Here is a 22,225-nt window from a genome sequence, read left to right as displayed (position 1 = left end):
CGCCGCGGACGCGGTCCGGGGGCCGCGGCGTCGGACGGGTTGTTCGGGGCTGTTCGGCGTAAGCGGCGGCAAAGGGAGGCTTCGGCGGCCATAGAGCGGCATGTTCCGGAAATGATGGACGCCGTCGCTTTGGGCATGAAGGCGGGTTTGTCGTTCGACAGCGCGTTTGGGCTTTACCATGCGCGGTTCGACGACGAGCTTGCCAGGGCCTGCGCCCAGGCCCATACGGAATGGGAGTCGGGGTTGGTGAGCCGCGAACAGGCCTTGACGGATATGGCCGAGAGGTTCGATTCCGCACCGTTGCGCCGATTCGCCTCGAACGTCAGCCGAAACCTGAAGTTCGGAAGTTCCATCGTTCGGGTGCTAGGTGCTTTGTCGGCGGAGGCGCAGGCGGCCTATCGCACTCGGATGGAAGAAAAGGTGGCCAAGGTGCCGGTGAGAATGCTCATGCCTACGGCGATGCTTATCCTGCCTGCCATGCTAATCGTCGTGCTTGGCCCCGTGATGCTTGAACTGTTGTAAAGAACGCGAAAGGAGACATATATGGAATACATGATGAAGAACTTCGGCGCCAAGGTTGCCGGAAAAACGCAAGAGTTGTGCGCGTGGACACGCAGCTCTCTGGTAAGCAAATCGGGTCAGGGGACCACGGAATACGCCATTCTCGTCGGCGTATCCACCATAAGTTTTTCGCTATTAGGTTTGAGCTGGGTAAACGTCGATTTTTGCTGAAACAGTTATACAATTTTGCGAACTGTTACCCTATAGGGGATGTTACGATGTTTGCGAGAATTAACACGATATGGTATGATTTATTTCAAGACACGAACGGAGTCACATTCGTTTTGCCGTTGTTCCAATTTGGAACGTAAGTTATTGGTCTATCCCGCGACCGATAACGAGGAAATCAAAGAGTGCCGCAACAGGCTGTAAGCGGGATGCAGCCTGGGTAGTAATCGAGACTGGCTATCTCGGTTGCGAGGTGAAAGAGAAGGTCATAACCTCGGTTGCCTAGCCAAACATCCGAGGGGGTAGTTTCTAAGAACTCGCAAGCCTTAGAAGCAAGACGAAAAGGGCGGTGACTATACGCTAAGAGAGCGTATACGTTGCTGCCTATTTGTTTTTGGTAGCTGCTCCGTTTGCAAGTGAAACGGATGGCTACCGATGACCGAGGAAAAGTTACTCTCAGCACAAGAAGCAATAGACGCGGGTTATGGCTCACGCGCCACTTTGTACCGCTATCGAAAAGCAGGAAAACTCCCCGCTGTTATTAAGTTGGGGAGACTCTATTACAAGCAATCAGACTTGGAAAAATTGACTTCCCCATACACAGCGGAAGAGGAAGCTGTGTACGAAGAATATGCCAAGAAATTGATGGCTGATATGCCGAAATTTTCGCTTGAAACAAAGCAGAAGTTAGCAAATCTCGTTAGCGAGTACATGACAGTTTAGATTGCATAAAAAATGAAAACGCCCGCTACCACTACGGACGTTTTCATAGCCAAATGTCAACTCGAATAATACCACAAATTCGAGTTGACACAAGAAGAAAGTGAATAGCCAAATGTCAATGTTAAATCCAGACCTCAAACCGACAACATTCGTACCTGATGAAAACGTTCAAAACATACTCGAAAACATACGTGATTACGGGTTCGAAAACAGCGTTTCTAGTCCATATGTAAGCTTTGTGTCCAGTGCTAGTAAAACGGCACTTTTTGACAGCTATGGAGATGTAAAAAAGAACTCTTACTACCAGAGAAAAGTTGTGAAAAAGATACTAGAGAGAAATCATACGCACATGGGAGTTTGTAACTGTGGAAAGCCAATCTATCGTAAAGATGGTGGTGTGAGAGTTCAAAACATTCGGCTTGTAGACCCAGAAGAACACAACTGCATTATTTGTGGCAAGGGCACTAAGTTTCGCGGTACACAGCACTGCAATTCAAAGTGGATTTGCCCTGTCTGTGCAGCGCATTATGCATACGAACAATCACAAAAAGCAAGACGTGTTGCAAAAGCCGTAATTGAAATGGATGGAACAATCCTTTTCGTCACGATTACGATTCCGCATTTTTACGTTGACTCACTTGCTTCAGAGTTTGAAATTCTTGCCAAGGTGCGCAAGTATCTTAAGAGCCAGCGCCGATGGAAAAACATATTACGCAAACTCGGCTACATCGGTGCAGTAAGCGCAAAGGATGTAACCGAAGGAACAAAGAACGGTTGGCACGCGCATTATCACGAAATCTTGTACCTCAAGAACGCTCTTACTGATGACGATATCAAAGAACTCAACGACATTCTCTTTGAGTTCTTTGATAAGGGCTTAGAGCGCTACGGATGGTACGACACAACACCAAAGCACTCACGTTTAGACCCACAACGCATCACAATCGAACGCGCTGGCGATGCTAATAAAGTTGCGGCTTACGTAACTAAATCCGTGGGCGGTTCAATCATGGGCGCGGTCGATGAAGTTGTGTTTTCAGCAGGCAACACCAAGAAAGCAGCAGAGAAGCATTACACGCCGTTCCAGCTCGCAGAATTGGCATACGAAAAGAACGACAAGCGAGCAGAAGAACGCTTCATCGAATATGCCAAGACAACAAAAGGCATGCATCGTATTCAGTTCACGCCTGGTCTGTTCGAAGCCGTGGGTGTTGCAGAAACAGAAGAACACGTTGATGTTCCAGTCGCGTACATGAACACGTCAACGTATCTCGATATTATTGATAAAAATCCGAATGCGCTTGAGCATGTGATGACGCACATCATGGCAGGCAATTACAGCAAAGCAGCAGCGTCAATCAATTGTGTTGCATACGTCCGACGTAAAGCGCTTTCGTTCACGTTAGCCGATTCGAGCGGTGAGTATCCGCCGATAGAGTACGGCGAACTCTTAGACATGGATGACCCGCACAAATACGAAAACGCTGGATATGACATTGATGCTTTTGAAGATTTAATTCCCGATAGCTGGGATGACCCAGACCTTCGCATTAACAAAATCAGTGACGTTGGGGTTGTTTCATTTGTCCGAGCACGACGAGACGAAGTGCCAGGGACAATTTACGGCAATCAGAAAATCATCGGTCGAACAAACACGCGACCGTATGGCGTGAAACTCGCACATTGTTATGAGCGATACCGAGCCGACAACGGCGCGTATTCGACGCCGCTACCAGCGTCTGGCATATACGTCGATGCCGACACAGTAGATGGTCAAACAGGCATCGTTGATTTCGAAGATACGTTCAACGGTCAAGTTCGACACAGCACTTGTTGCTTTGTCGATAGTTCAGCAGACGATGACCCAGATTGTGTTCCGTACAACGATATTGCAGCGTGGCAATCTGACCAAGATTTGCGTTGGGAAAAGAAGAAGCTCGAACGTCGTGAACGCATGAACAATCACAAAACACAAACACAGGATAAAGACGTTCCTATTGGAACGATTGATTAGGTAACAACTCATAAGAATAGGAGTGATAAATATGGCAACATTCGCAGAAATTAAGAACGTGCTCGATAGAGCAAAGACAATCCAAGATTACGCAACGCCAGAGCGCTTTATGAAGTCGCTCAAGAAAGTTAATCCGTCTGCGTACGAAGATGCTATGAGTCATGCGCAGCTTTACGCAGAAGACGCATATAGCAATGATTACGAGAATGTCATCGTGCAACTTGCCGCTGATGCAGAAGCAGACAAAGAAACGCGTGCTATGAGAGCAGAGAAAGCGAAGAAACGTCGTGCTGAGAAAAAGAACAATGCTGGTTCTGATGCAAAGAATGACCAGCAGAGCGTAACGCCAAAGCCAGAGCAAAATCAGCCGAACGTAACGCACGACGCAAACGACGCGTCGCATGATAAAGGCACTACATCTGACAAGGAACACAAAGAACAAAACAAACGCGCTCCGTTTATGGGCGCTGTGGTGTAGTGCTTTATCTCTAAGGGCAGTCGTGCAAATACGCAAACGTGCTTGCACGATTGCCCACCCGCTACGGCTAGTCGTAGTAGGAAAGCTCCCCTGTCCCATGCAAAGGGATAGGGGCTGGGGGTTGGGTAAATCCCCTTCCGTCGAAGGCGGCGGGGCGAGCTGGCTTCCAGGCACCAAATTTCCGCGAAGGGGAAATTTGTCGTGACGGATGCCCTGCTTGCTATGAGCCTATATCAGTACCCCCCTTACGGTACCAACGGTACCGATGCGGGAACTAAATTTCAAGGCTCAGAGCAAGCGTTGAATTGACCGAAATATGGACGATTATTGGATGATTTTCAGAGGTGTTTTCATGTCGAGCAAGGATGGAATTTATGGGTTAACGAAGCCTACGAAGCAACAGCGTATGTTTCCTGCCAAAAAGAAAATGTTGCAAGTTCGCATTAACGAAGATGAAATGAGTGAGCTTCAAGAAATTGCTGCTGCACACGGTTTGAACGTATCGCAGTATGTACGCGGGTTAATCAGTTCTGATAGTAACGGCAAACTGTTTGCCGAAGATGCAGAACGTAACGCGTTACGCGCTCAAGAGCGTAACGCAACAAGCACCGTAGAATGCGACCCAAATACCGTGATGCTTCACAACGATTTACAGCGTTTACGCATTGAGTTGTCGCGTCATGGGAACAACTTCAATCAGATGATACGAGTGCTTAATACGAAGAACAATTTCCGCGTTCTTACAGACGAAATTATTGCGGATGCAAAGCACGAAGCGCAAACGGATTACGCATATATCAAATCTGCCATTGACCAAGTAGAGCAATGGCTTGATGAATACTCGCATCCGTTACGGATTGAAGGTGATACACATGGCAACAACTAACATCATGCCAATCTATGATTTTGGCGGTCTTGAAGAGTACGTGACGCATGGAACAGGTGACGTTGCAAAAGAGCATCGTGAACAAGGAACAGACCGAGTTGTTTATCGCATAAGTAGCGACACGCCCGAAAACTTGCCGCGTTATGCGCGTCGGATGTGCAAGAAGAAAAATCGTACGGTCGAAGGTCAGCATGTACGCATTTCTTTTAGTAAAGAAGACCTCGACCCGAACGACCCGAACGCACCAGAAACGGCTGCGGGATTAGCATACGACATAATCAGTGAGCAGTTCCCGAACGCGCTTTGCGATATTGTTATTCATGACGATGGTAAGGGCGGTAATCTACATGCACATTGTCTTGTTGTTAATCAAGATGAAGTGACGGGTAGAGCGTTACGCAATACGTCGCACAAGCATGTTTCTCTTGCGGCTGACCGTGTTTGTAAACGTAACGGTTATTCGGTCGTTGGTGAACATGCATCGCGTACATGGGAACAGACTTGTTCAAACGGAAAACTTTCAAGTTTTGAAATGCAACTTGGCGATACTATCAACGAGTGTTTGCAACAGGCAAACAGCGTTGATGAATTTAAAACGCTGCTCATCGAAAATGGTGTTGAGTTACGCGAGAACAAAAACGGTTGGTCGTATTCAATGCTTGATACGACAGACCCAAATAAAGAACGTCGACGTAGACGCAAAGCATCTTCTCTCTGCTCAGATTTTACGCGTAACGAAGTTGAGCGTCGTTTCAACGAGCAAGTTTATCCACTTTCGCCAGAGCTTCAAGAATACGAAGACAAGTTGCACGATGAGCAAGCATCGAAGCGTAGCAAAACGTTATCTAAATCAGAAGAATACACACCTAATGAACGCGATGAGCGTACGTTAAAAGTGGACGCTTACGAAACGCGAATGGATGCGTGCGCAATTGCTAGTCATGCATCCAAGAATAAGCAGCCGAATTTATATCAGGAAATGCGTGAACGCATTGATAAGAACGGAGCCGATGCGTTCCGTAAAGAAATGGAACAGATGCAACGTGAAACCGAGCGTGCGGAAAAAGCGTTTCATCGCGCAAAAGAGCAGGGTCGTAAAGTCAATGCATCACGCGCAAACGTTGTTCAACATGCTGCACAAACAGTGATGCGTGATGCAACAAAGAAGGGTGATACTGCGGCAATCATCGTGTCGATATTGCTCATGATGTGGGCTGAACGAGAGCGTCAAATCCAGCGCATTCGTCAGGAAATGCAAAAGCGACATCTCTACGATAAGCGAGCTGAGATGTGGACTGCCGAGAAGCGTTCACGCGCAGCCGAAACCGTAATGAAGCAATACACACAGGATGTAAAGAGAGATAAGCAGCTCAAGATTGAGGTAGCGCAACAAACGCCACAGACGCAACAGCAGACGTCACGCGGTATGCAATCTGCCTTTAGCGCACCACGTCAGCGTGAACACACGGCAACGATGGCTCCTGGCGGTGGATTGTCGCACGATAGGAGCCTTTAACGCTTATTCGTCCGTTCCGTTAGGACCGGACGCATAAGCGCGTGAGATAATGACCGAGGTTGAGATAAGGAGTGAAAAGGTGAACCGACAGCAAATTGTTGAGACTATAGGCGCTCAGTATCATCGTCATAACATCGAGGAAGATGAGTGGAGTTACGCCAAAGACGCAGGTACTTTAGGCGCTCTTACCGAGAAGCTGGGTTATCGACCTGCGCACTATAAGCTTGATAGGCGCTTCACGGATGTGGATGACACGGGTTCCTATGCCGTGTTGGTTGAGACAAAGCAGAGTTTTGTCGATAGCGATGCTGAGCAGCTTGCAACTTATGTCGAGGAAGAATACGCGCTGCATCGCGGTACTAAGGTCATCGCTATTCTCGCGAATACCAATGATGACCGTATTCGTGTTTGGAAATCAGAAGTTGATGACGAGCATTTGTTGCCCGAAGAAACCGTTCTTGATTGCATGGAACACTACAAGCGTTTGTTCTCGATTGACCATCAGAACGACCGCGAGAAAGTCATGCGCAATACCTACGCGTTGAACGAACTTTTGCACCGTAAAGATATAGATGAAAAGAACCGTAGCCAGTTTGTTGGGACGTGTTTATTGTTCGTAAAACACGATATAGAAATGTACTGTCATGGCGGGCGCGTCAATGACAAAGTGAAAATCCAAATGCAACAGCGTTGGGGTCAATTTACGCCGACACAAATTCGTTCGGCGATAGGTGAAGTTCTTGAAGATTTGCTTGATGGTAGCAACAACAAGCAAACCAAGATACGCCTGCTCAAACGAGACGTGTTAGAAGACCAGAAAGTGCGTGCTCTTACACAAGAAGATTGGATTGAAGTTCTGACTGATATTCTGATGAATATCTATCGGTATATCGATGCGGATTCGTCTGAGGGACAAGACATCCTCAATCTGTTCTTTATTACGTTTAACAAATACGTTGGTAAAGCGGATAAGAACCAAGCGTTTACGCCTGACCACATTACAGATTTTATGGCTCAGCTCACAGAAGTAACCTGGAAAGACGTTGTGCTTGATGAGTGCTGTGGTTCGGGTTCATTTCTTGTGCAGGCAATGGTGAAAGAGCTTGCCGATGCTCGTCTTGGTTGCACCGAAGCAGAGTTTCGTGAACGTGCTGACGAGATAAAGCAACACCATATTTTTGGGATTGAGAATGAAGAAAAAGCGTATGGGTTATCAACTACAAATATGTTGATACACGGAGATGGTAATTCGAACGTGGAATTTGGTTCATGTTTCGATAAACGACAGTTTATCGCTGACGCAAAGCCTACGGTCATTCTGATGAACCCCCCTTATAACGCGAAACCTCGAACAATTCCTGCTAGTTATAAACGTGATTGGACGGCTTCAGAAAGAAATGGAAAGTCTGACCCGACAAAAGGTCTGGTCTTCGTAAAGTACTTATCAGATATCGCAAAAGCTGAGGATTGGGATGGTGTCCGATTGGCTGTTCTTTTGCCGATGGCTGCTGCAATTGGAACAGGAACGCGTTTGAGCAGCGTGAAAGAAATGCTGCTAGTTGATAACACTCTAGAAGCTGTGTTTTCTCTTCCTGCCGAAATCTTTTATCCAGGGGCGTCTGTACAAGCTTGCTGCATGTTGTTCACATTGAACCGTTCGCATTATGAAGCTGACGGGTGTACGCCGAAAAAGCAAACGTTCTTTGGATATTACCGTGATGATGGCTTTGTAAAACGCAAAGGTCTTGGTCGAGTCGAGCAGTTCGACGCAGATGGCCACAGCGAATGGAAAAAGATACTCAAAAAATGGCTTGACCTGTATCGGAATAAGACGATAGAGGCTGGTTACAGCGCTATGCAATCAGTGACAAGCAGTAACGAATGGCTTGCCGAAGCCTACATGGATACCGACTATACGAAGCTTGCTGAAAATGACTTCCAGGGAACCATAAACAATTATCTATCGTATCTCGTGAAGACGGGTGTTGTTTATGAGTCTTAATAATGCGAATAGACGAGTCTTTTTGCTCACAGAGTTATTTGAGATAACGATGGGCAATAAGCTTGACATGAATAAGATGACTTTTGACGCGCCAGAGGTGAATTTCGTGGGTCGTTCGAGTTCCAATAATGGCGTAGCGGCAAAGGTTGACAGAATTGCTGGTTTAGAACCGTACCCTTCTGGGGATATTACGGTTGCCTTAGGTGGTAGTCTTGGAACTTCATGCTTGCAGTTCGAACCATTCTATACTTCCCAAAATGTTGCTGTGCTGCATGCACTTGAGCCGATGAGCATACAAGCGAAATTGTTCATATGTTCTGTGATTATGTTTGAGTGTCGATATAAGTATTCAGCGTTCGGGAGAGAACTGAATGTTCATATACGAGACGATTTTAATTTGGAGCTGCCAGTTACACCAAGCGGCGACCCTGACTGGGCTTTTATGGAAGCATATATTGATGGGTTGCATTCGAAGCCAGTAACAACGGGTATACGGTCAGTAAACGTGCCGCTTGATATTCAAAACTGGAAAGAATTCTTGGTTGATGACGTTCTTAAAATTATCAATGGCAAAGGGATTACTATTGATGAAATTGCAGAGCATCCTGGTGATTTAGAAGCCGTTCAGAGCGGTGAAGAGAACATGGGTGTGTTGGGTTTAATAAGTCGTGAGTATTGCGACGAGATGGATTACAAACGAGTAGACGAACCCTGTTTGACTGTTGCTCGTAGTGGAACGTCTGGTTATGTTGCATATCATCCGAATGGATGTGTTGTTGGAGACTCAGCAAAAATTCTTTTGTTGAAAGATAGCTCTGCAAAGAACGTCTACGTATACCTGTTCGTAAGAACAATTTTGGAAGCAAACCGCTATAAGTATTGCTATGGTCGTAAAGTGACCGAGGATGGATATAAAAACGTGATGATTAAGCTTCCTGTTAAATCGGATGGAAGTCCTGATTGGGTATGGATGGAACAATACATGAAGTCACTTCCGTATAGCGACCGAATTAATCTTTAGGAGTAATCATGACACGCGATTACGGCATTTATGACTTGCACTTGAACCTGGTCGATGCGATGAACGACAACGACGAAATTCTTGAGGGAGTTGCGATTCCAAGTTCAGATTTAACGTCGTTTTTGATTGACTTCCGAAAGATTTGCGCAAAGTACGGTGTCTCATACGAAGAACTTCTTGAGAACGATTGGGAAACCGACTCGTCAGCAGGTGCAGCTGCAAATCTGTACTGGAAAGCTGAGAGTGGTTCTAAGGTCAGCGATACGCTTACGATTGAACCTACTGCGGCAAGTTCCGAACGAGGGCTGTAGAACGGTCTGAGACTTTATAAATACGATAAAAAGAAGCGGCTCCGGGCATTAAGCCCAGAGCCGCTTCTTTGCTCATTCGAACGAGATTGACGCAATATTCGAGTAGTAATTTATCGTGAGTTTTTCGTCACCAGTCGGTGATAGGTTTAACTGGTCTGCTCGAATTTCGAGGTTGAACAAGCACGGATATTTTGACAAAAATGCAAGTGCTAAGTGCTCGAAACGGCGCTTGTCAAAATCGCTCCGAGGATTCTTGTCGATGTAAGAATTCTCATGCCTGAGTCTCATTTCAACGAACACGATGACCGTTTGCGTATCGTCAAGCGCTATAAAGTCGATGCTATCAAGCCCACGTGAAAAGTCATCTTTGAGGATTGCAAATCCCTTCTCACGTTGTAAGAAAACGCGTGCAAGAGCATGGCATTCTAGCCACGTTAATTCTCTTGTCATCATGATTAAATCCACGTCGCAATCATCTTGTCAGCATGGACTTCGTAGCCATCTTGCTTGAGCAGTTCGCACAGAAGCCCTTCGAGTTGGCTATCTGGTGAGTGGTCGAGTTGACACCACGTTTCGCCACGACGAGCAGCCTTTGAGATTTTGCCGTACTGCTCAGCGACGTAATTGACCCTGTGGCTATTGACTTCGACACGGGCATCATAAGCATCACAGATTGAATTGCTCTGAGAGGGTCTTACGGGGGCGCTCGAAGGTCGTTTGTTCAAGGGGTGGTCTGGACAATACCAACCGACCAAAAGCGCGTTCTCGTAGACCTTGTAGCCGTCATCGCGTAGTTTCCGAATAAGTTCTTGCTCCGTTTCGGGGTCGGGTGCGTGCTTCAAGGAACAGCACTCGGAACCGCGTCGAGCGTATGCTTCGATGCGACGATAGCAAGCGTCGAAATAATCACGCTTGAAACCACCAGCCAAAACGTGAGCTTCGGCTGCTTTAATTTGATGTGCCATACTCTATCCTTTCCTCAAGTTTGGATTAGTCCTACGAGATATCTCGTGAGCGTCGATTTATCGATGCTCAAGGACTAATCAAACGTGCATCAAAAACAAAGCTAAAACGCTTGAAAAAGTAACCCCTGCGACCATTAAAAGTCGCAGGGGTTTCGGCGTGTTAAGCGGGTAGTGTGACGTGTTCGGCTTTTGGTCTAAGCCACTCTGAACCGTATTTGTCGCGGATTTCTTCCATCGACGCTGTTCCGCGTGACCAGAAACAATCGTCTTCCTCATGCCGCCAGTACCATTTACGTTTTGACGCAGACCAGCGGCAACCAGCCGCTTTGAGCGCTGAGCGATGTGGGTAGGTGTTTCCGTCAATCCAGAGCCATGCGCCGCAGAGTTCGACTTCGACACCCTCCAATTTCAGAAGCACATCGACTATCGCTTTGAATTCGTCGGGCGTTTCTGTTGTGTGTCTGGTTCGACCTGTCAAATCATCGTTCGCGGCGAAGTTTTGTTTCGCTTTCAGCAACAAAAAGATGCGGTCATATTCCGCATTGATTTCTTGCATGATGCGAACATCGCCACCGCAATCTGGATGATGCTTTAGCGCCAACTTTTTATAGACGCTTTTGAGTTCGTTGAGGTCTTGGCACTTCTCGAAGTACATAGTCAACCTCCTTTGAACTAGGCGCGGTCACCTGCTGCTCCGAGTTGGATTTTCAGCGTTTCGATAACGCCGCTGTCAATCGACTCGTATGAGCCGAAGCGCTCAATCACGAGTTGGATTTCATCGTCAGAAATGTCGCGGTCTTCACCTGTTTCAGGGTCAAAACCGATGCAAACGAAGTCACCAAAGAGGATATCGAGAAGGTCACCTTCTTTGATTTTCTTGCCATCCCAGGTGACTTTTCCAGCGTCCTTGTCGGTGGCATAGATTGCCCTGTTCGGTCGGCACGTGAACTTACCTTCTTCGTTGACGTAGACGCTAGGCGCATCATCGAATACCCAACTGCACGGTTCGATGTTGCCGCCGACGTATCGCTGGATATCCTTGTAGGTTTCGACCTCCACGATGCGCGGCATATCGCCGACAGGCACGAGAACTGCTTTGTGAGACATAGTTACCCCTTTCGGAAATTGACAAAAAGCATCGTTCAGACAGGGCTGAACGATGCTTCCTACACAGTTGAAAATTGACGGATTTTCTGTCACCGAGTGGCGTCAACGTGAATGTCATCAACGATGAATTCGATTGACGAGCGCTTGCCTTTTTCGTCTTCCCAGACGTTCTGCGACGGGGTAGCTTCGATGCTGACGGCGGCTCCTTTTTTCAAGAATGAGCCAACTGCTTCGGCGCGTTTACCGAACATCACGAAGGGGAAAAATTGCGGTGCTTCAACCCATTTGTCGGAGTCGGGGTCTTTCTTGCGCGTGTTGACGGCTACCGAAAACGTTAAAACGTTCTTGTTGACACCGCGCAATTCAGGCTCAGTTGAGACGTTGCCCTGGAAGAATGCTTTCAACATAACTAGTCCTCTCTATCCTATTGCCAAATGCCATACGAGTTATCTCTCGTGAGCGCCTTAAATAAGGCGCTCTTTGGCTCGGAGATAGAGTTATTCGTCACCAAAATCGTAAAGAGACAGGTCAAATTCTTCCCCCGTTGCAGCTGCTCTTTGCTTCCAAAACAGCCAGGGGTCATCGTAGTACTCCACAATCCCATACAATTCGTAAAGCTCACGTACTGACATATGCGCGTTGTCAGAGTCGATAACAATGTGAACGATGCCATTGATTGTATCCACTTCCCAAACGTCGTAAATTTCGTCATCGTAATTGTGTTCGTTGCTCATATACAGACCCTTCTCAAGCGTAATTTTGAGTGCTAAAAATCTCTCGTGGCGGCTCGTAAAATGAACCGCCTTTGCAGGAAAAATCGCGTTATGATACATGATGCTGGCAAAATGAAGGGCTGACTACTAGGAAGGACAGTTTCATGGCACGTAAGAGGGTTACTACGCAAGCGCAGTACGACAAGAAAATCGAAAAACAGCAGGAGAGAGTTGATAAGGCGAAAGCGAAACTTGACGATATCCAGCCTAAGTATGACGATGCTAAAAAAGCATACGAAAAGGAACTGGCTGACCTCGAAGACCTTGAAGCAGCAAAAGCTCGCTCGTTCAACGAAATAATGATTGATTACATGAAAAATCACAAGCACAAGAACTCCGACGAAACGTACTACGAGTCGTTCCAGAAGACGATAGAAGAACAATATGGAACGGATTTCTTCTCGTCAACTGTGGTTGATATGGCGCAGGAGAAGAAGAACCGCAGAAGGGCAGGTATAGCCGAAAAGAAAGAAGCTGATGCTGAGGAATAAACCCTCAAACAATCCGCGTGTAACAGGCTAAGGAGCGCCCAATACGCTCCTTAGCCGTCACTAATCTTCTTGCTCTTCTTCGGCGATTTCAGGTTCTATTTCGCCTGTTTCCCGCTCTCCAATTCCCGCTTTCCAATCCACTTTAATTTCATCAACATTGCTCTGTGGTGTGACTCTTTTCCCTTTTGCGTGTCTGTCAACTTGAACGGTGAATACTGAGTCGATGAATGCTCCAATTGCTCTTGCATCTGTTATTGCATCGAAAGCTGCTACTCGGTCATCAGATGCTGCGATACCTCTTAAAGCCGTGTTAGGTAATAACGCTGTTCGTTCTGCTTCTAACTGCTTTATTTGCCCCTCAAGCATCGTTACTTTTTCGTACCTCAATAACCCTGGTATCAAACTATCCAACCACTCTTTATTCGTTTGTTCAATTCTAAGTCTCAGAGTAGTTATCTCATCAGATATTTTCGCTATGCGGGGGTCGTCGCTATTGTTCATCTGAGCAATTTCTTCAAACTTATCAGTCGCTATGAACTTTCGCACTTGGTACAAGACGAATTTATCTACGTGTTTTGCTGTACGGGACATGCCACACGAAGGGCAGTGATATGTCATGCCATAGTCGTGCTTTTTTGTTTTTGCTCTACCGCCAGTTTTTAGTGGTACGCCGCATTTCATACACGTATAAATTCCTGAACCGATATTCTTTCTGCCATATCCCCTCGTTATTCTCTTACCCTCCCAGTTAACGAGGTTTCCTTCTAATCGGCTTTGCACCTTGTACCACGTCAGTTCATCGATAATAGGTGTGACGTTTTTCGCCTTAATAGGATTGTTGTCATCATCCCTTACGATGTAGTCATTCCATTTATCAGACGAATACGACTGGTGTTTACCATCTACACCAGTAGGGGCGTGATAGACCCATCCGACATATTTCGGATTCCGCATCAGCTGGCTTAGCCGCTGGGTAGTCCACTTGTAATTGGGAATGACGATTTCCTTTTCTCCGTCTTTTAGTTTCCCCTCTTTCTTCCTCTGCTCTTGTTCTTCTTTCTTTGCTTTGGCATCTCGCACTCTTACGGTTTCAATGGTCGGAATATAGTCGTAGCCGTGCTTGTCTTCGCCGTTGAGTGCTTCTGCTATCCATCCTAGATATGCGCCATCTGCATAAGCTTTAAATATGGCTCTGACGGCTTTTGCTTCTTCTCTAATCTGTTTGTTCCTGTGCGTATAGCCAAAAGAACGTTTCGAGTTCGAACGCATAAAGCCTTGAGCGGCTGAGTCTCGATACTTGTCTTTAAAGCGCTCGCTCTTACGCGCACTTTCAAACTGAGCCATAGATGCCATGATTTGGACTTGTAAAATCGACGCAGAGTTGCGCAAATCAACCATGCCGCCCAGGTCGGTCGTGCAAATACAAAGACCTTCTAATTCTTTGAGCATATCTTCTAGCGCGGCAACAGACCGAACAAGTCTGTCTAGTTTCCATGCCACGATTACGTCGAATTTGCCTTCTTTGTAATCCTTAATCATTTCATCAAACTGAGGGCGTTCTTTAGCACTACGCGCTTCTGTGCTGAACGCTGATATTGAGTTGTCTGGATACTCTTTGTAGACCTCGAAATTATTTATTCGACAAATCAACCGACAGTCGCGCAACTGCCGCTCTATACCTTCCTTCTCACCTGTCTTATCCAATGAGATACGAGTATAGATAGCCGCCTTCATCGGTCTACCTTGCATTTCTTTTTCTGCTTTACCCATGTCAGACCCCTTTTTCTATCCTGACCTCATTGTATCAGGAAAATGCGCAAAACTATTAGTGGGGGTGCTTGTGGTTATCGCCATTGTGGCCATCACCCTGTTCAAACCAAAGATCCAAGAGCTGTGGAACTCCATCGCCACAAGCATCAACGGTTTGTAGCTGACATGAGGAGCAGAGAAGACGCCAGGGCTCGTGAAGGCGAGTGCGGCCAATCGACGGTGGAATACGCGGTGGTCGCCTCGGCGCTCGCGTCGCTGATCGTTGGGATGGGTGCGATCTGGAAGTTCTTTGCGGACGGCCGCGCGGCCGACTTAGCGCTTGTGCCGCTGACCCATCGGGTATTGGAAGGACTTGTCGATGCGTTGCTGTTCTGAACGTGCGGAAAAGGCGTCGAACGGGCAGGCGACAGTTGAGGCTGCGTTTCTCATACCAGTGCTGCTGCTTGTGATGCTCATGGCTATCCAGCCGGGCATCATTCTGTACGACCGCATTGTGATGCAATCTGCCGCAGCTGACGGATGCCGCATGCTTGCGACGCTGCGACCCGAGGACGCTTCATCGGCGCGCTTCGTGGTTGAGCGCCATTTGAAGGCGGTTCCTGATGCCCCCTTGTTCCACCAGGGCGATTGGGCTGTGGACCTGCAGGGGAATTCTCAGAGCGATTTGTGCGCGGTGGTGATTCAAAACTCCGTTCAGCCAGTGCCGTTGATAGGTGCGGCCATGGGGGCTGCCGGGGCGCTTGATGCGGGAGGCATGTACTGTTTTGAAGTCGAGGTGAAATTGGAAAAGGACAGCTGGCTGGCTGAGTCGGGTTCTGGTATGGATCCGCGTTCCTGGGTAGACAGATGGGAGGATAAGGTTTGAGAAGGTTTGCTTGGTACACGAGGCGTGTCTCGCAGAGTCGACGTTCCGTGCGCCTCGGTTGCTGGACCGATGCGTTCTTCGACGAGCGCGGTTTCTCCACGGCGGGTACGGCCGTCGCTATCCTCCTGTCCTGTTCGCTCGTATGTTTTTCGGCATGGGCGGTCCAATCGCAAAGCCGCGCCACCAAGGTGCAATCCGTCGCTGACGCCGCGGCATTGGCTGCGGAGGCCGAAGTAGCGGAGTTCATGATATCCGTGAAGGTTGCGGACGCGACGCTGCTGACTATTTCGCTCACGGGGTTGACGCTTCTTGGTGTCGGGATCGTGTGCTGCTGCGTGCCACCTATCGCCGGCGTGGGGGATTCCCTCATAGAGGCCGGCGAGAAAGTGCTCGAGAAAAGGAAGGTGTTCGCCGAGAAATCGGCGCAGGTGCTCAACCTCGAGCAGGCCGCATTGCCGGTGGTGGCTCTGACCCAGGCGGAATCCGTCATGTTCGCGAACGCCGAAGACGGCACTACCTATATAGGGTACATGGAGCTGGTACCCCGTGAAGGGGAGGAGATCGAGATTCCCGGTTTCGAGTCCGTGGACGACGCACTCGATACGGCGACAGATGCTTCCGACACGGTGGCGGAATTGGCTGATACTGCAGAGGAGGCCTCCGAAGAGGCGGATGACGCCTGGATCGATGCATATCTGGAGGATTGCGGATACGCGCCGAACTATTGCATGCAGCAGAGAGCCGAGACGCTCTCGAGCATATCGCCGTCCGAAAACCCTCTGTACCATTCGTCTACTACCTGGTCCTTCGATGTGCCTTTGAAGCGGGCGCAAGCGTATTACCGCGCTCGTTTGCGAGATGAGGCTCCGATGGACGCGACGGACGAGGAAGGTGCGCGTAGCGCGCTGCGTAAGAACGTGTTCGCCTACGCGGTCGATGTCATGGACGAAGGATACGTCATCGATGATGGCGTATCCGCACCCGAACTGCATTTCCCGCTGCTCCCGAAGAACACTTCCGAAATGAAGGAGACGCCGCTTTACACAAACCCGGACTACCCGGTAAGCGCTGGCGAGCATGCGTACATCCATGCATGGGCCGGGTGTCCGCAATACCAGCAAGACGGCTCCGGCGGATACGGTTCGTTGTCGGGGCTGGATGCCGGATCCTACGAGGTGTGCCCGGCGTGCGGTCTGGATTCGGTCGCGTTGGGGCAGGTCCTTTCGGCGTCGACGAATATAGAAAACGGCTTCGAGTACCACTATCGGAAGGTTGCGGAGGCGGCCGAAGAATATGAAAGGGCCCGCAGCGAGGCACTGCCAGCCATAGAGGGCGCCAAGTCGGAGGTCGATGATGCTTTCGGCGAGCTTACTGAGGCGTTCAAGGATGTTCTCGGGTATCGCATCGAGGCGTATCCGCCAGGGCGATTCGGGGCTGTGGTTGAGCTTTCGGCCAGAGAGGACGGCGGGCGGCCTGTCGGGTTCGTGAGCACCCCCGAAGAACTGGGTTCGTTCACGGCGTTCTCGGCTGCCGTTTTGGTGGAGGACGAATCCGAAGACGTCATCTCATCCCTGCTTGAAGGGGCAAGCGCCGACGCCGATTCGGTTCTGTTGGACTGCGGAACGATGGCCCTTAGCCTGTGGGCGTCCTTGCTGGGAGTCTACAAAGGAGGTGTCGACGGCTTGACCGACGGGGTGGAGAAGGCCTTGGACGGCCTGCCTCTCATCGGGGCAAGCGGACTTGGGACATGGGCGGCAGATGAGATGCGTTCGTTCATCGGAGAGCTCGGCATGGAGCCGGCGAACACATCAGCCGCTAAGCCGACTCTTGTCAATACCGCGTATGTGGTGGCGCATGAGGACGGGCCGTTATCACAGACCATTCGAGCATTGAAGGGGGTGCCGTAATGCGCGTGCCAGGCACGTCGGGTGAGTCCGGACAGATGACAGTCGAGCTTGCCTGCATGTTTCCCGTGCTGACCCTGGTCGCGGTCGTCGTCTTTACTTCGATGGCTTTCTTGAGCGAGTGTGCAGCGTTCGACCCCGCCGCCAGGGACGCCATACTCATGCAGGTCGACGATGGATACGAAGGGGGCGTATCTTCGTCCGAAGTGGCGGCTCGAATCAGCGCCGCCACGGGCATCCCGCCGTCATGTGTGCAGGTGAGCGCCGACAGGATGTGGAATGGGCATGTGGTTTACACCGCGGGGTTCGACTTCAGGCTCTCGTCTTACGGGCTTCCTGCTCCATCGTCGGTGTTCGGCGTCGCCATCCCTCCGCTCCATCATGAAATAGAGTTTGAAATCAGCCCCTATAGGAAAGGAATCGTCATATGAGTACTGCAGACGCGATCAAGCCTACGGCTCCTGCCGTATACGGCATCAATGCGTTGGATTTGGGCAACCGACGCCGCAAGCAGCAGGCGATTGGATTCGGTGCGGTTTCTCGCGCTATGGCCACCGCCGCCGCACCGGTTTTGCAAGAACCGGCGGATTGCGCCCTTGAGCACGAGGGCGGGGAGGCCGTTGACGTGCGGACCACGTGGTGGGGGAGGCTCCGCGGGCTTTTGGCCGCACGCTCCCGCAGCATTCCCACAATCGTGCTCATGCCGTGCCGCGATATCCACACCTACGGCATGGGCCATTCCATAGACATCGCCTTCTTCGATGAGCGCGGTACGGCCATCGCCGTCATGAGGGACCTGCCGCCGCGTTCACGGTTCGGATGCCACGACGCGCGCTTCGCCGTGGAACGTCCCTCCGCCCCGAACATGCCTTGGTTCGAGCTTGGCCAGAACTGTTTTTCCGAGGTCATAAGCGGGCCTGCCGCTAAATCGGAGCAGCCGTCGGAAGCCGGCGCCTCCCCTCAGACCAAGGCGGCGAAAGTCGCGCCCGTCCAGGCGACGCAGTATCTCTGCGTACCGGCCCATACTATTGTCGAACCGCGCAAAATCCGGGTGTCGGGCGCGCCGGCCTTCCAAACCGCGTAAGGAGGGATTCACATGAAAACCTGCCCTGTGTGCAAATCGAATTGTTTTGACGACATGGATGTCTGCTTCGGGTGCCTGCACGATTTCAGGCGCGATGCGGATTCTGGCACCGAGGTGCGGCAGCCGCTCCATGAAGCATGTCGTGAGCGCAAAGCTCCTGAACAGCGTAAGCCATCGGTCGAAGGCCCTTCAAGATCCGCCGTCCGACCGGCGATGCCCGTGCGCACATACAACGCATCTTCGGCAATCGCACGATCCCTGGCATCGGAGGGGTCGGACGGTTCGGCATCGTTGACCATTACCATCGATGTGGGAAGGCTTCTTCGGGATTACGTTTCGGTGTGCGGTTGACCTTCGGTATGTTTTCGGGTCGGCTGGACTCTACGCCAGCTGGCGGGATGCGACCGGAGCAGCACGCAGCCGCTGCGCGTCATCTGACGGATGCCGACAGATGACGCGCCCAAAGAATTCACAACGTTCATATCGGGTCGAAGGCCCTGCTGGGAGAGGGGCCTTCGAAGCTTTTCGGGCGTCTCCGCTCAAAAACACCGCTAAAAAAGTTTGTCCAGGTTTTCTTTTTCAAAAGTTTGCGCTATCATACTTTAAGTTTAGTACGTTTAACTTTTTGGAGGTATCGATGAGCGGTTTGCCTGCCGTCCCACTGTCGGTTCTTAAGCCAGGTGAGAAGGGCGTCATCGTCAAGATTCGCAACATCGGCGACGAAGACATGCAGCACCATTTGGAAAACCTGGGATTCGTAGAAGGCGCCGAGGTCGAAATCGCCTCTGAGAACGGCGGCAACCAGATTGTTGTCATCAAGGGTGCACAGGTCGCTTTGGACAACGGGGTCTGCCGCAAGATTACGGTGCAGCAATAGCAGCCATCAAGCTTACACCATCGGAGATCAGCAAATAATACTGCGTGCTTGCTGATCCCCGGTTGTAGGAACTTTGTACGATCGGAACACGAGATACTCGAGAGGGGGATCAATGGCTGAGCAGGAGACCATTACTTTGCGTGACATTCCCGTAGGGGGAAGCGCAAAGGTCCTCAAGATTGTCGGCAGCGGTGTTGTCCGCCGCCACATCATGGACATGGGCATCACCAAGGGCATCGAAGTGTATGTCCGCAAGGTTGCGCCTTTGGGCGACCCGGTGGAGCTCACCGTCCGCGGCTACGAGCTGTCGCTGCGTAAGAGCGAGGCTGAGAATGTCATCGTCGAGCCGCTGCAGTAAAGACTATTCCCGCACAGACGCTCGGAGGCGCGTTGTCCCAAGCGGTATTAGTCAAAGTTAGTCAACCCTATGCATGAAGTATGGAAGGAGAGAGATGGCAATCCGTATTGCTCTTGCCGGCAACCCGAACTGCGGCAAGACGACGTTGTTCAATGCTCTCACTGGTGCAAGCCAATATGTCGGCAACTGGCCTGGCGTAACCGTTGAGAAGAAGGAGGGTAAATACAGCAAAGATCATGATGTGACCATCACTGACCTGCCTGGTATTTACTCCCTGTCCCCCTATTCGCCCGAGGAAGTCGTTGCACGCGACTACCTGGTTGATGAACGCCCCGACTGCGTTATCAACCTGGTCGACGCCACCAACCTCGAGCGCAACCTGTATCTGACCACTCAAATCGTCAACCTGGGTCTCCCCGTGGTCGTCGCCATGAACATGGCCGACCTCGTCGAGAAGAACGGCGACAAGATCGATTTCGACGGTCTGTCCAAGCGTTTGGGCTGCCCCGTCATGTCCATCAGCGCTCTGAAGAACACAGGCGTCGACGAGCTGCTGCAGACCGCCATCGCTACGGGCAAGGCCGGTGTGCCTGCGGCTCCGACGTTCCAGTTCGACGCTGCTTTCGAAGACGGCCTGTCCGAAATCGAATCCGCGCTGTCTGTTTCCGAGCACCTGAAGCGCTGGTATGCCATCAAGCTGTTCGAGAACGATGAGCGCGCCATCGCCAAGGTCAATCCGTCCAAGGATGTCCTGGCCAAGGTCGCTGCAGTTCGCAGCACCCTGGAGTCTAAGTTCGACGACGACGCCGAGAGCCTCATCACTTCCGAGCGCTACGACGCCATCGCCCACATCGTGGACGAAACGGTCAAAAAGTCTGGCAAGACCCTGACCACCACCCAGAAGATCGACCGCATCGTGACCAACCGCTGGCTGGGCCTGCCCATCTTCATTCTGGTCATGTTCGTCGTCTACTATGCCGCCTGTACCGTCGGTGGCGGCGTCGTTACCGACTGGGCCAACGACGGCATCTCCGGCGACGGCTGGATTTACACCCCTGGCGGCATGGAAGCCTGGGATGAGGAAAGCGGCGAAGCCGAGACAATGGGCGATTACGGCCTGTACATCCCCGGCCTTGGCCTCATCATCGGCAATGCCCTCGAGGCATCCGGTGTCGCCGATTGGCTGCAGAGCTTGATCATGGACGGCATCGTCGCAGGTGTCGGCGCCGTTATCGGCTTCGTTCCTCAGATGATCATCCTGTTCCTGCTGCTGTCGTTCTTGGAAGGCTGCGGTTACATGGCGCGTGTCGCGTTCATCATGGACCGTATCTTCCGCCGCTTCGGCCTGTCCGGCAAGAGCTTTATCCCGATGCTCATCGCATCGGGCTGCGGCGTGCCCGCCGTCATGGCTACCAAGACCATTGAGAACGAGAAGGACCGTCGCATGACGATCATGACCACCACGATGATTCCCTGCGGCGCGAAGCTGCCCATCATCGCTCTGGTCTTCGGCGCTCTGGCCTCTGCTGAGTACGAATCCGTCTGGTGGGTCGGCCCCATGTTCTACTTCCTGGGCGTTGCCGCCATCATCATCTCCGGCATCATGCTGCGCAAGACCCCCTATTTCGCAGGTGAAGCCACTCCGTTCATTATGGAACTCCCTCAGTACCACATCCCGACCGTCCGCTCCGTCTTGCTGGCGACCTGGGAACGCGTCAAGAGCTACATCATTAAAGCAGGTACCATCATCTTCCTGTCCTCTATCGTCATCTGGTTCCTCCTGAACCTGGGCGTGGCTGATGGCCACTTCGGCATGGTCGACATCGAAGACAGCTTCATGGCCGGCCTCGGCACCATCCTCGCACCGCTGTTCGCTCCTCTGGGCTTCGGCTCTTGGAAAGCGGTCGCAACCTCCGTCACCGGTCTGGTTGCCAAGGAGAACGTCGTCGCCACCGTTGCTACCCTGACCGCTCTTGAGGACCTGGGCGAGACCGACCCCGGTCTGTGGAAGGGCTTCGCTGCCATGCTCGGCGGCTCCGCTCCCGCCATCATGTCCTTCTGCGCGTTCAACCTGCTGTGCGCCCCCTGCTTCGCTGCCATCGGCACCATCTATCGTCAGATGGTTTCTGGCAAGTGGACTTGGATTGCCATCGGCTACATGTGCGGCTTCGCTTACTGCGTCGCATTGATGGTCTATCAGTTCGGCATGCTGTTCACTGGCGGCGGATTCGGCATTGGCACGGTCTTCGCCATCGTGGTCTTGGCTGCCCTGCTGTTCCAGATCTTCCGTCCCATGCCCAACTATGACAAGAAGGGTACTGAGACGGCCGCCGACGCCGCTTAGCGCCTGG

Annotated in this window: 26 protein-coding genes; 19 read left to right on the top strand and 7 right to left on the bottom strand. The window is 50.9% G+C overall.

Translation table 11 applies throughout. From position 1 onward, the window contains the following. Positions 1-111 precede the first annotated feature (111 nt). The 10 genes from SHEL_RS09960 to SHEL_RS09915 all read left to right on the top strand — a co-directional run bounded on the left by SHEL_RS09960 (position 112) and on the right by SHEL_RS09915 (position 9,680). Entirely contained in the window at positions 112-522 is a 411-nt protein-coding gene (locus SHEL_RS09960) for a type II secretion system F family protein (protein ID WP_126513809.1), read from the top strand. Between the two features lie 21 nt (positions 523-543). After that, positions 544-732, top strand: coding sequence for a hypothetical protein (locus tag SHEL_RS09955; protein ID WP_012799146.1), 189 nt, complete (start codon positions 544-546; stop codon positions 730-732). Positions 733-1,164: 432 nt separating this feature from the next. Further along, positions 1,165-1,452 (top strand): helix-turn-helix transcriptional regulator, encoded by a 288-nt coding sequence (locus tag SHEL_RS09950; RefSeq protein WP_012799145.1) that lies wholly within the window; start codon positions 1,165-1,167, stop codon positions 1,450-1,452. A 100-nt stretch (positions 1,453-1,552) separates the two neighbouring features. Further along, positions 1,553-3,466 carry a protein rep gene (locus tag SHEL_RS09945; RefSeq protein ID WP_144298190.1) on the top strand — a complete coding sequence of 638 codons (1,914 nt, stop codon included), beginning with the start codon at positions 1,553-1,555 and terminating at the stop codon, positions 3,464-3,466. A gap of 31 nt (positions 3,467-3,497) precedes the next feature. Beyond that, complete coding sequence (locus SHEL_RS09940) at positions 3,498-3,944, top strand: hypothetical protein (protein ID WP_012799143.1); 447 nt, start codon at positions 3,498-3,500, stop codon at positions 3,942-3,944. 352 nt (positions 3,945-4,296) lie between these two features. Then, positions 4,297-4,830: a hypothetical protein gene (locus SHEL_RS09935; protein WP_126513807.1), complete on the top strand. Its 534-nt coding sequence runs from the start codon at positions 4,297-4,299 to the stop codon at positions 4,828-4,830. After that, the gene (locus SHEL_RS14915; protein ID WP_169304518.1) at positions 4,817-6,346 is read left to right on the top strand and encodes a relaxase family protein; all 1,530 of its coding nucleotides are present in this window, start codon (positions 4,817-4,819) and stop codon (positions 6,344-6,346) included. The genes SHEL_RS09935 and SHEL_RS14915 overlap by 14 nt, the downstream gene beginning before the upstream one ends. A 79-nt stretch (positions 6,347-6,425) precedes the next feature. Then, a complete protein-coding gene (locus SHEL_RS09925; protein WP_050749571.1) occupies positions 6,426-8,348 on the top strand; it encodes an HsdM family class I SAM-dependent methyltransferase in 1,923 nt (640 codons plus the stop codon). Beyond that, positions 8,338-9,369, top strand: a complete 1,032-nt coding sequence (locus tag SHEL_RS09920; protein WP_012799139.1) for a restriction endonuclease subunit S — start codon at positions 8,338-8,340, stop codon at positions 9,367-9,369. The genes SHEL_RS09925 and SHEL_RS09920 overlap by 11 nt, the downstream gene beginning before the upstream one ends. A gap of 8 nt (positions 9,370-9,377) precedes the next feature. Further along, positions 9,378-9,680 (top strand): hypothetical protein, encoded by a 303-nt coding sequence (locus tag SHEL_RS09915; RefSeq protein WP_012799138.1) that lies wholly within the window; start codon positions 9,378-9,380, stop codon positions 9,678-9,680. Positions 9,681-9,752: 72 nt separating this feature from the next. Here the strand turns inward: SHEL_RS09915 and SHEL_RS09910 are convergent, their stop codons facing one another. From SHEL_RS09910 to SHEL_RS09885, 6 genes are all read right to left on the bottom strand, one after another. After that, on the bottom strand, positions 9,753-10,145 hold the full coding sequence (locus SHEL_RS09910; RefSeq protein WP_012799137.1) for a YraN family protein: 393 nt from the start codon (positions 10,143-10,145) through the stop codon (positions 9,753-9,755). Further along, positions 10,136-10,645: a hypothetical protein gene (locus SHEL_RS09905; RefSeq protein WP_012799136.1), complete on the bottom strand. Its 510-nt coding sequence runs from the start codon at positions 10,643-10,645 to the stop codon at positions 10,136-10,138. Before SHEL_RS09905 ends, SHEL_RS09910 begins: the two co-directional genes overlap by 10 nt. Positions 10,646-10,805: 160 nt before the next feature. Continuing rightward, complete coding sequence (locus SHEL_RS09900) at positions 10,806-11,300, bottom strand: J domain-containing protein (protein WP_012799135.1); 495 nt, start codon at positions 11,298-11,300, stop codon at positions 10,806-10,808. Positions 11,301-11,317: 17 nt separating this feature from the next. Then, positions 11,318-11,752, bottom strand: coding sequence for a DUF3846 domain-containing protein (locus tag SHEL_RS09895; protein ID WP_012799134.1), 435 nt, complete (start codon positions 11,750-11,752; stop codon positions 11,318-11,320). 89 nt (positions 11,753-11,841) lie between these two features. Continuing rightward, positions 11,842-12,159 (bottom strand): single-stranded DNA-binding protein, encoded by a 318-nt coding sequence (locus SHEL_RS09890; protein WP_012799133.1) that lies wholly within the window; start codon positions 12,157-12,159, stop codon positions 11,842-11,844. Positions 12,160-12,249: 90 nt separating this feature from the next. Continuing rightward, positions 12,250-12,486, bottom strand: coding sequence for a hypothetical protein (locus SHEL_RS09885; RefSeq protein WP_012799132.1), 237 nt, complete (start codon positions 12,484-12,486; stop codon positions 12,250-12,252). A 143-nt stretch (positions 12,487-12,629) separates the two neighbouring features. On the opposite strand from SHEL_RS09885, the gene SHEL_RS09880 reads away from it, so the two are divergent. Beyond that, positions 12,630-13,016 carry a hypothetical protein gene (locus tag SHEL_RS09880; RefSeq protein ID WP_012799131.1) on the top strand — a complete coding sequence of 129 codons (387 nt, stop codon included), beginning with the start codon at positions 12,630-12,632 and terminating at the stop codon, positions 13,014-13,016. Positions 13,017-13,076: 60 nt separating this feature from the next. On the opposite strand, the gene SHEL_RS09875 is transcribed toward SHEL_RS09880, so the two are convergent. Next, complete coding sequence (locus tag SHEL_RS09875) at positions 13,077-14,786, bottom strand: recombinase family protein (protein ID WP_012799130.1); 1,710 nt, start codon at positions 14,784-14,786, stop codon at positions 13,077-13,079. Positions 14,787-14,951: 165 nt separating this feature from the next. Here SHEL_RS09875 and SHEL_RS09870 point away from each other — a divergent pair, with 165 nt between their 5' ends. The 8 genes from SHEL_RS09870 (at position 14,952) to feoB (ending at position 22,218) form a co-directional block, all read left to right on the top strand. Beyond that, positions 14,952-15,161 carry a hypothetical protein gene (locus SHEL_RS09870; RefSeq protein WP_012799128.1) on the top strand — a complete coding sequence of 70 codons (210 nt, stop codon included), beginning with the start codon at positions 14,952-14,954 and terminating at the stop codon, positions 15,159-15,161. Beyond that, entirely contained in the window at positions 15,145-15,651 is a 507-nt protein-coding gene (locus SHEL_RS09865) for a TadE/TadG family type IV pilus assembly protein (RefSeq protein ID WP_012799127.1), read from the top strand. Before SHEL_RS09870 ends, SHEL_RS09865 begins: the two co-directional genes overlap by 17 nt. Further along, entirely contained in the window at positions 15,648-17,558 is a 1,911-nt protein-coding gene (locus SHEL_RS09860; protein WP_254303245.1) for a hypothetical protein, read from the top strand. Before SHEL_RS09865 ends, SHEL_RS09860 begins: the two co-directional genes overlap by 4 nt. After that, the gene (locus tag SHEL_RS09855; RefSeq protein WP_012799125.1) at positions 17,558-17,986 is read left to right on the top strand and encodes a hypothetical protein; all 429 of its coding nucleotides are present in this window, start codon (positions 17,558-17,560) and stop codon (positions 17,984-17,986) included. The genes SHEL_RS09860 and SHEL_RS09855 overlap by 1 nt, the downstream gene beginning before the upstream one ends. Beyond that, entirely contained in the window at positions 17,983-18,639 is a 657-nt protein-coding gene (locus tag SHEL_RS14485) for a DUF192 domain-containing protein (protein ID WP_012799124.1), read from the top strand. Before SHEL_RS09855 ends, SHEL_RS14485 begins: the two co-directional genes overlap by 4 nt. 637 nt (positions 18,640-19,276) lie before the next feature. After that, a complete protein-coding gene (locus tag SHEL_RS09840; protein WP_012799122.1) occupies positions 19,277-19,516 on the top strand; it encodes a FeoA family protein in 240 nt (79 codons plus the stop codon). A gap of 112 nt (positions 19,517-19,628) precedes the next feature. Further along, entirely contained in the window at positions 19,629-19,874 is a 246-nt protein-coding gene (locus tag SHEL_RS09835) for a FeoA family protein (RefSeq protein WP_012799121.1), read from the top strand. A 94-nt stretch (positions 19,875-19,968) separates the two neighbouring features. Next, entirely contained in the window at positions 19,969-22,218 is a 2,250-nt protein-coding gene (gene feoB, locus SHEL_RS09830; RefSeq protein WP_012799120.1) for a ferrous iron transporter B, read from the top strand. The last annotated feature ends 7 nt before the right edge of the window (positions 22,219-22,225 follow it).

The organism is Slackia heliotrinireducens DSM 20476, from assembly GCF_000023885.1.
Lineage (GTDB): Bacteria > Actinomycetota > Coriobacteriia > Coriobacteriales > Eggerthellaceae > Slackia > Slackia heliotrinireducens.
Note: the sequence above shows the minus strand (reverse complement) of the source record. Positions and strands in the feature narration are given on the sequence as shown.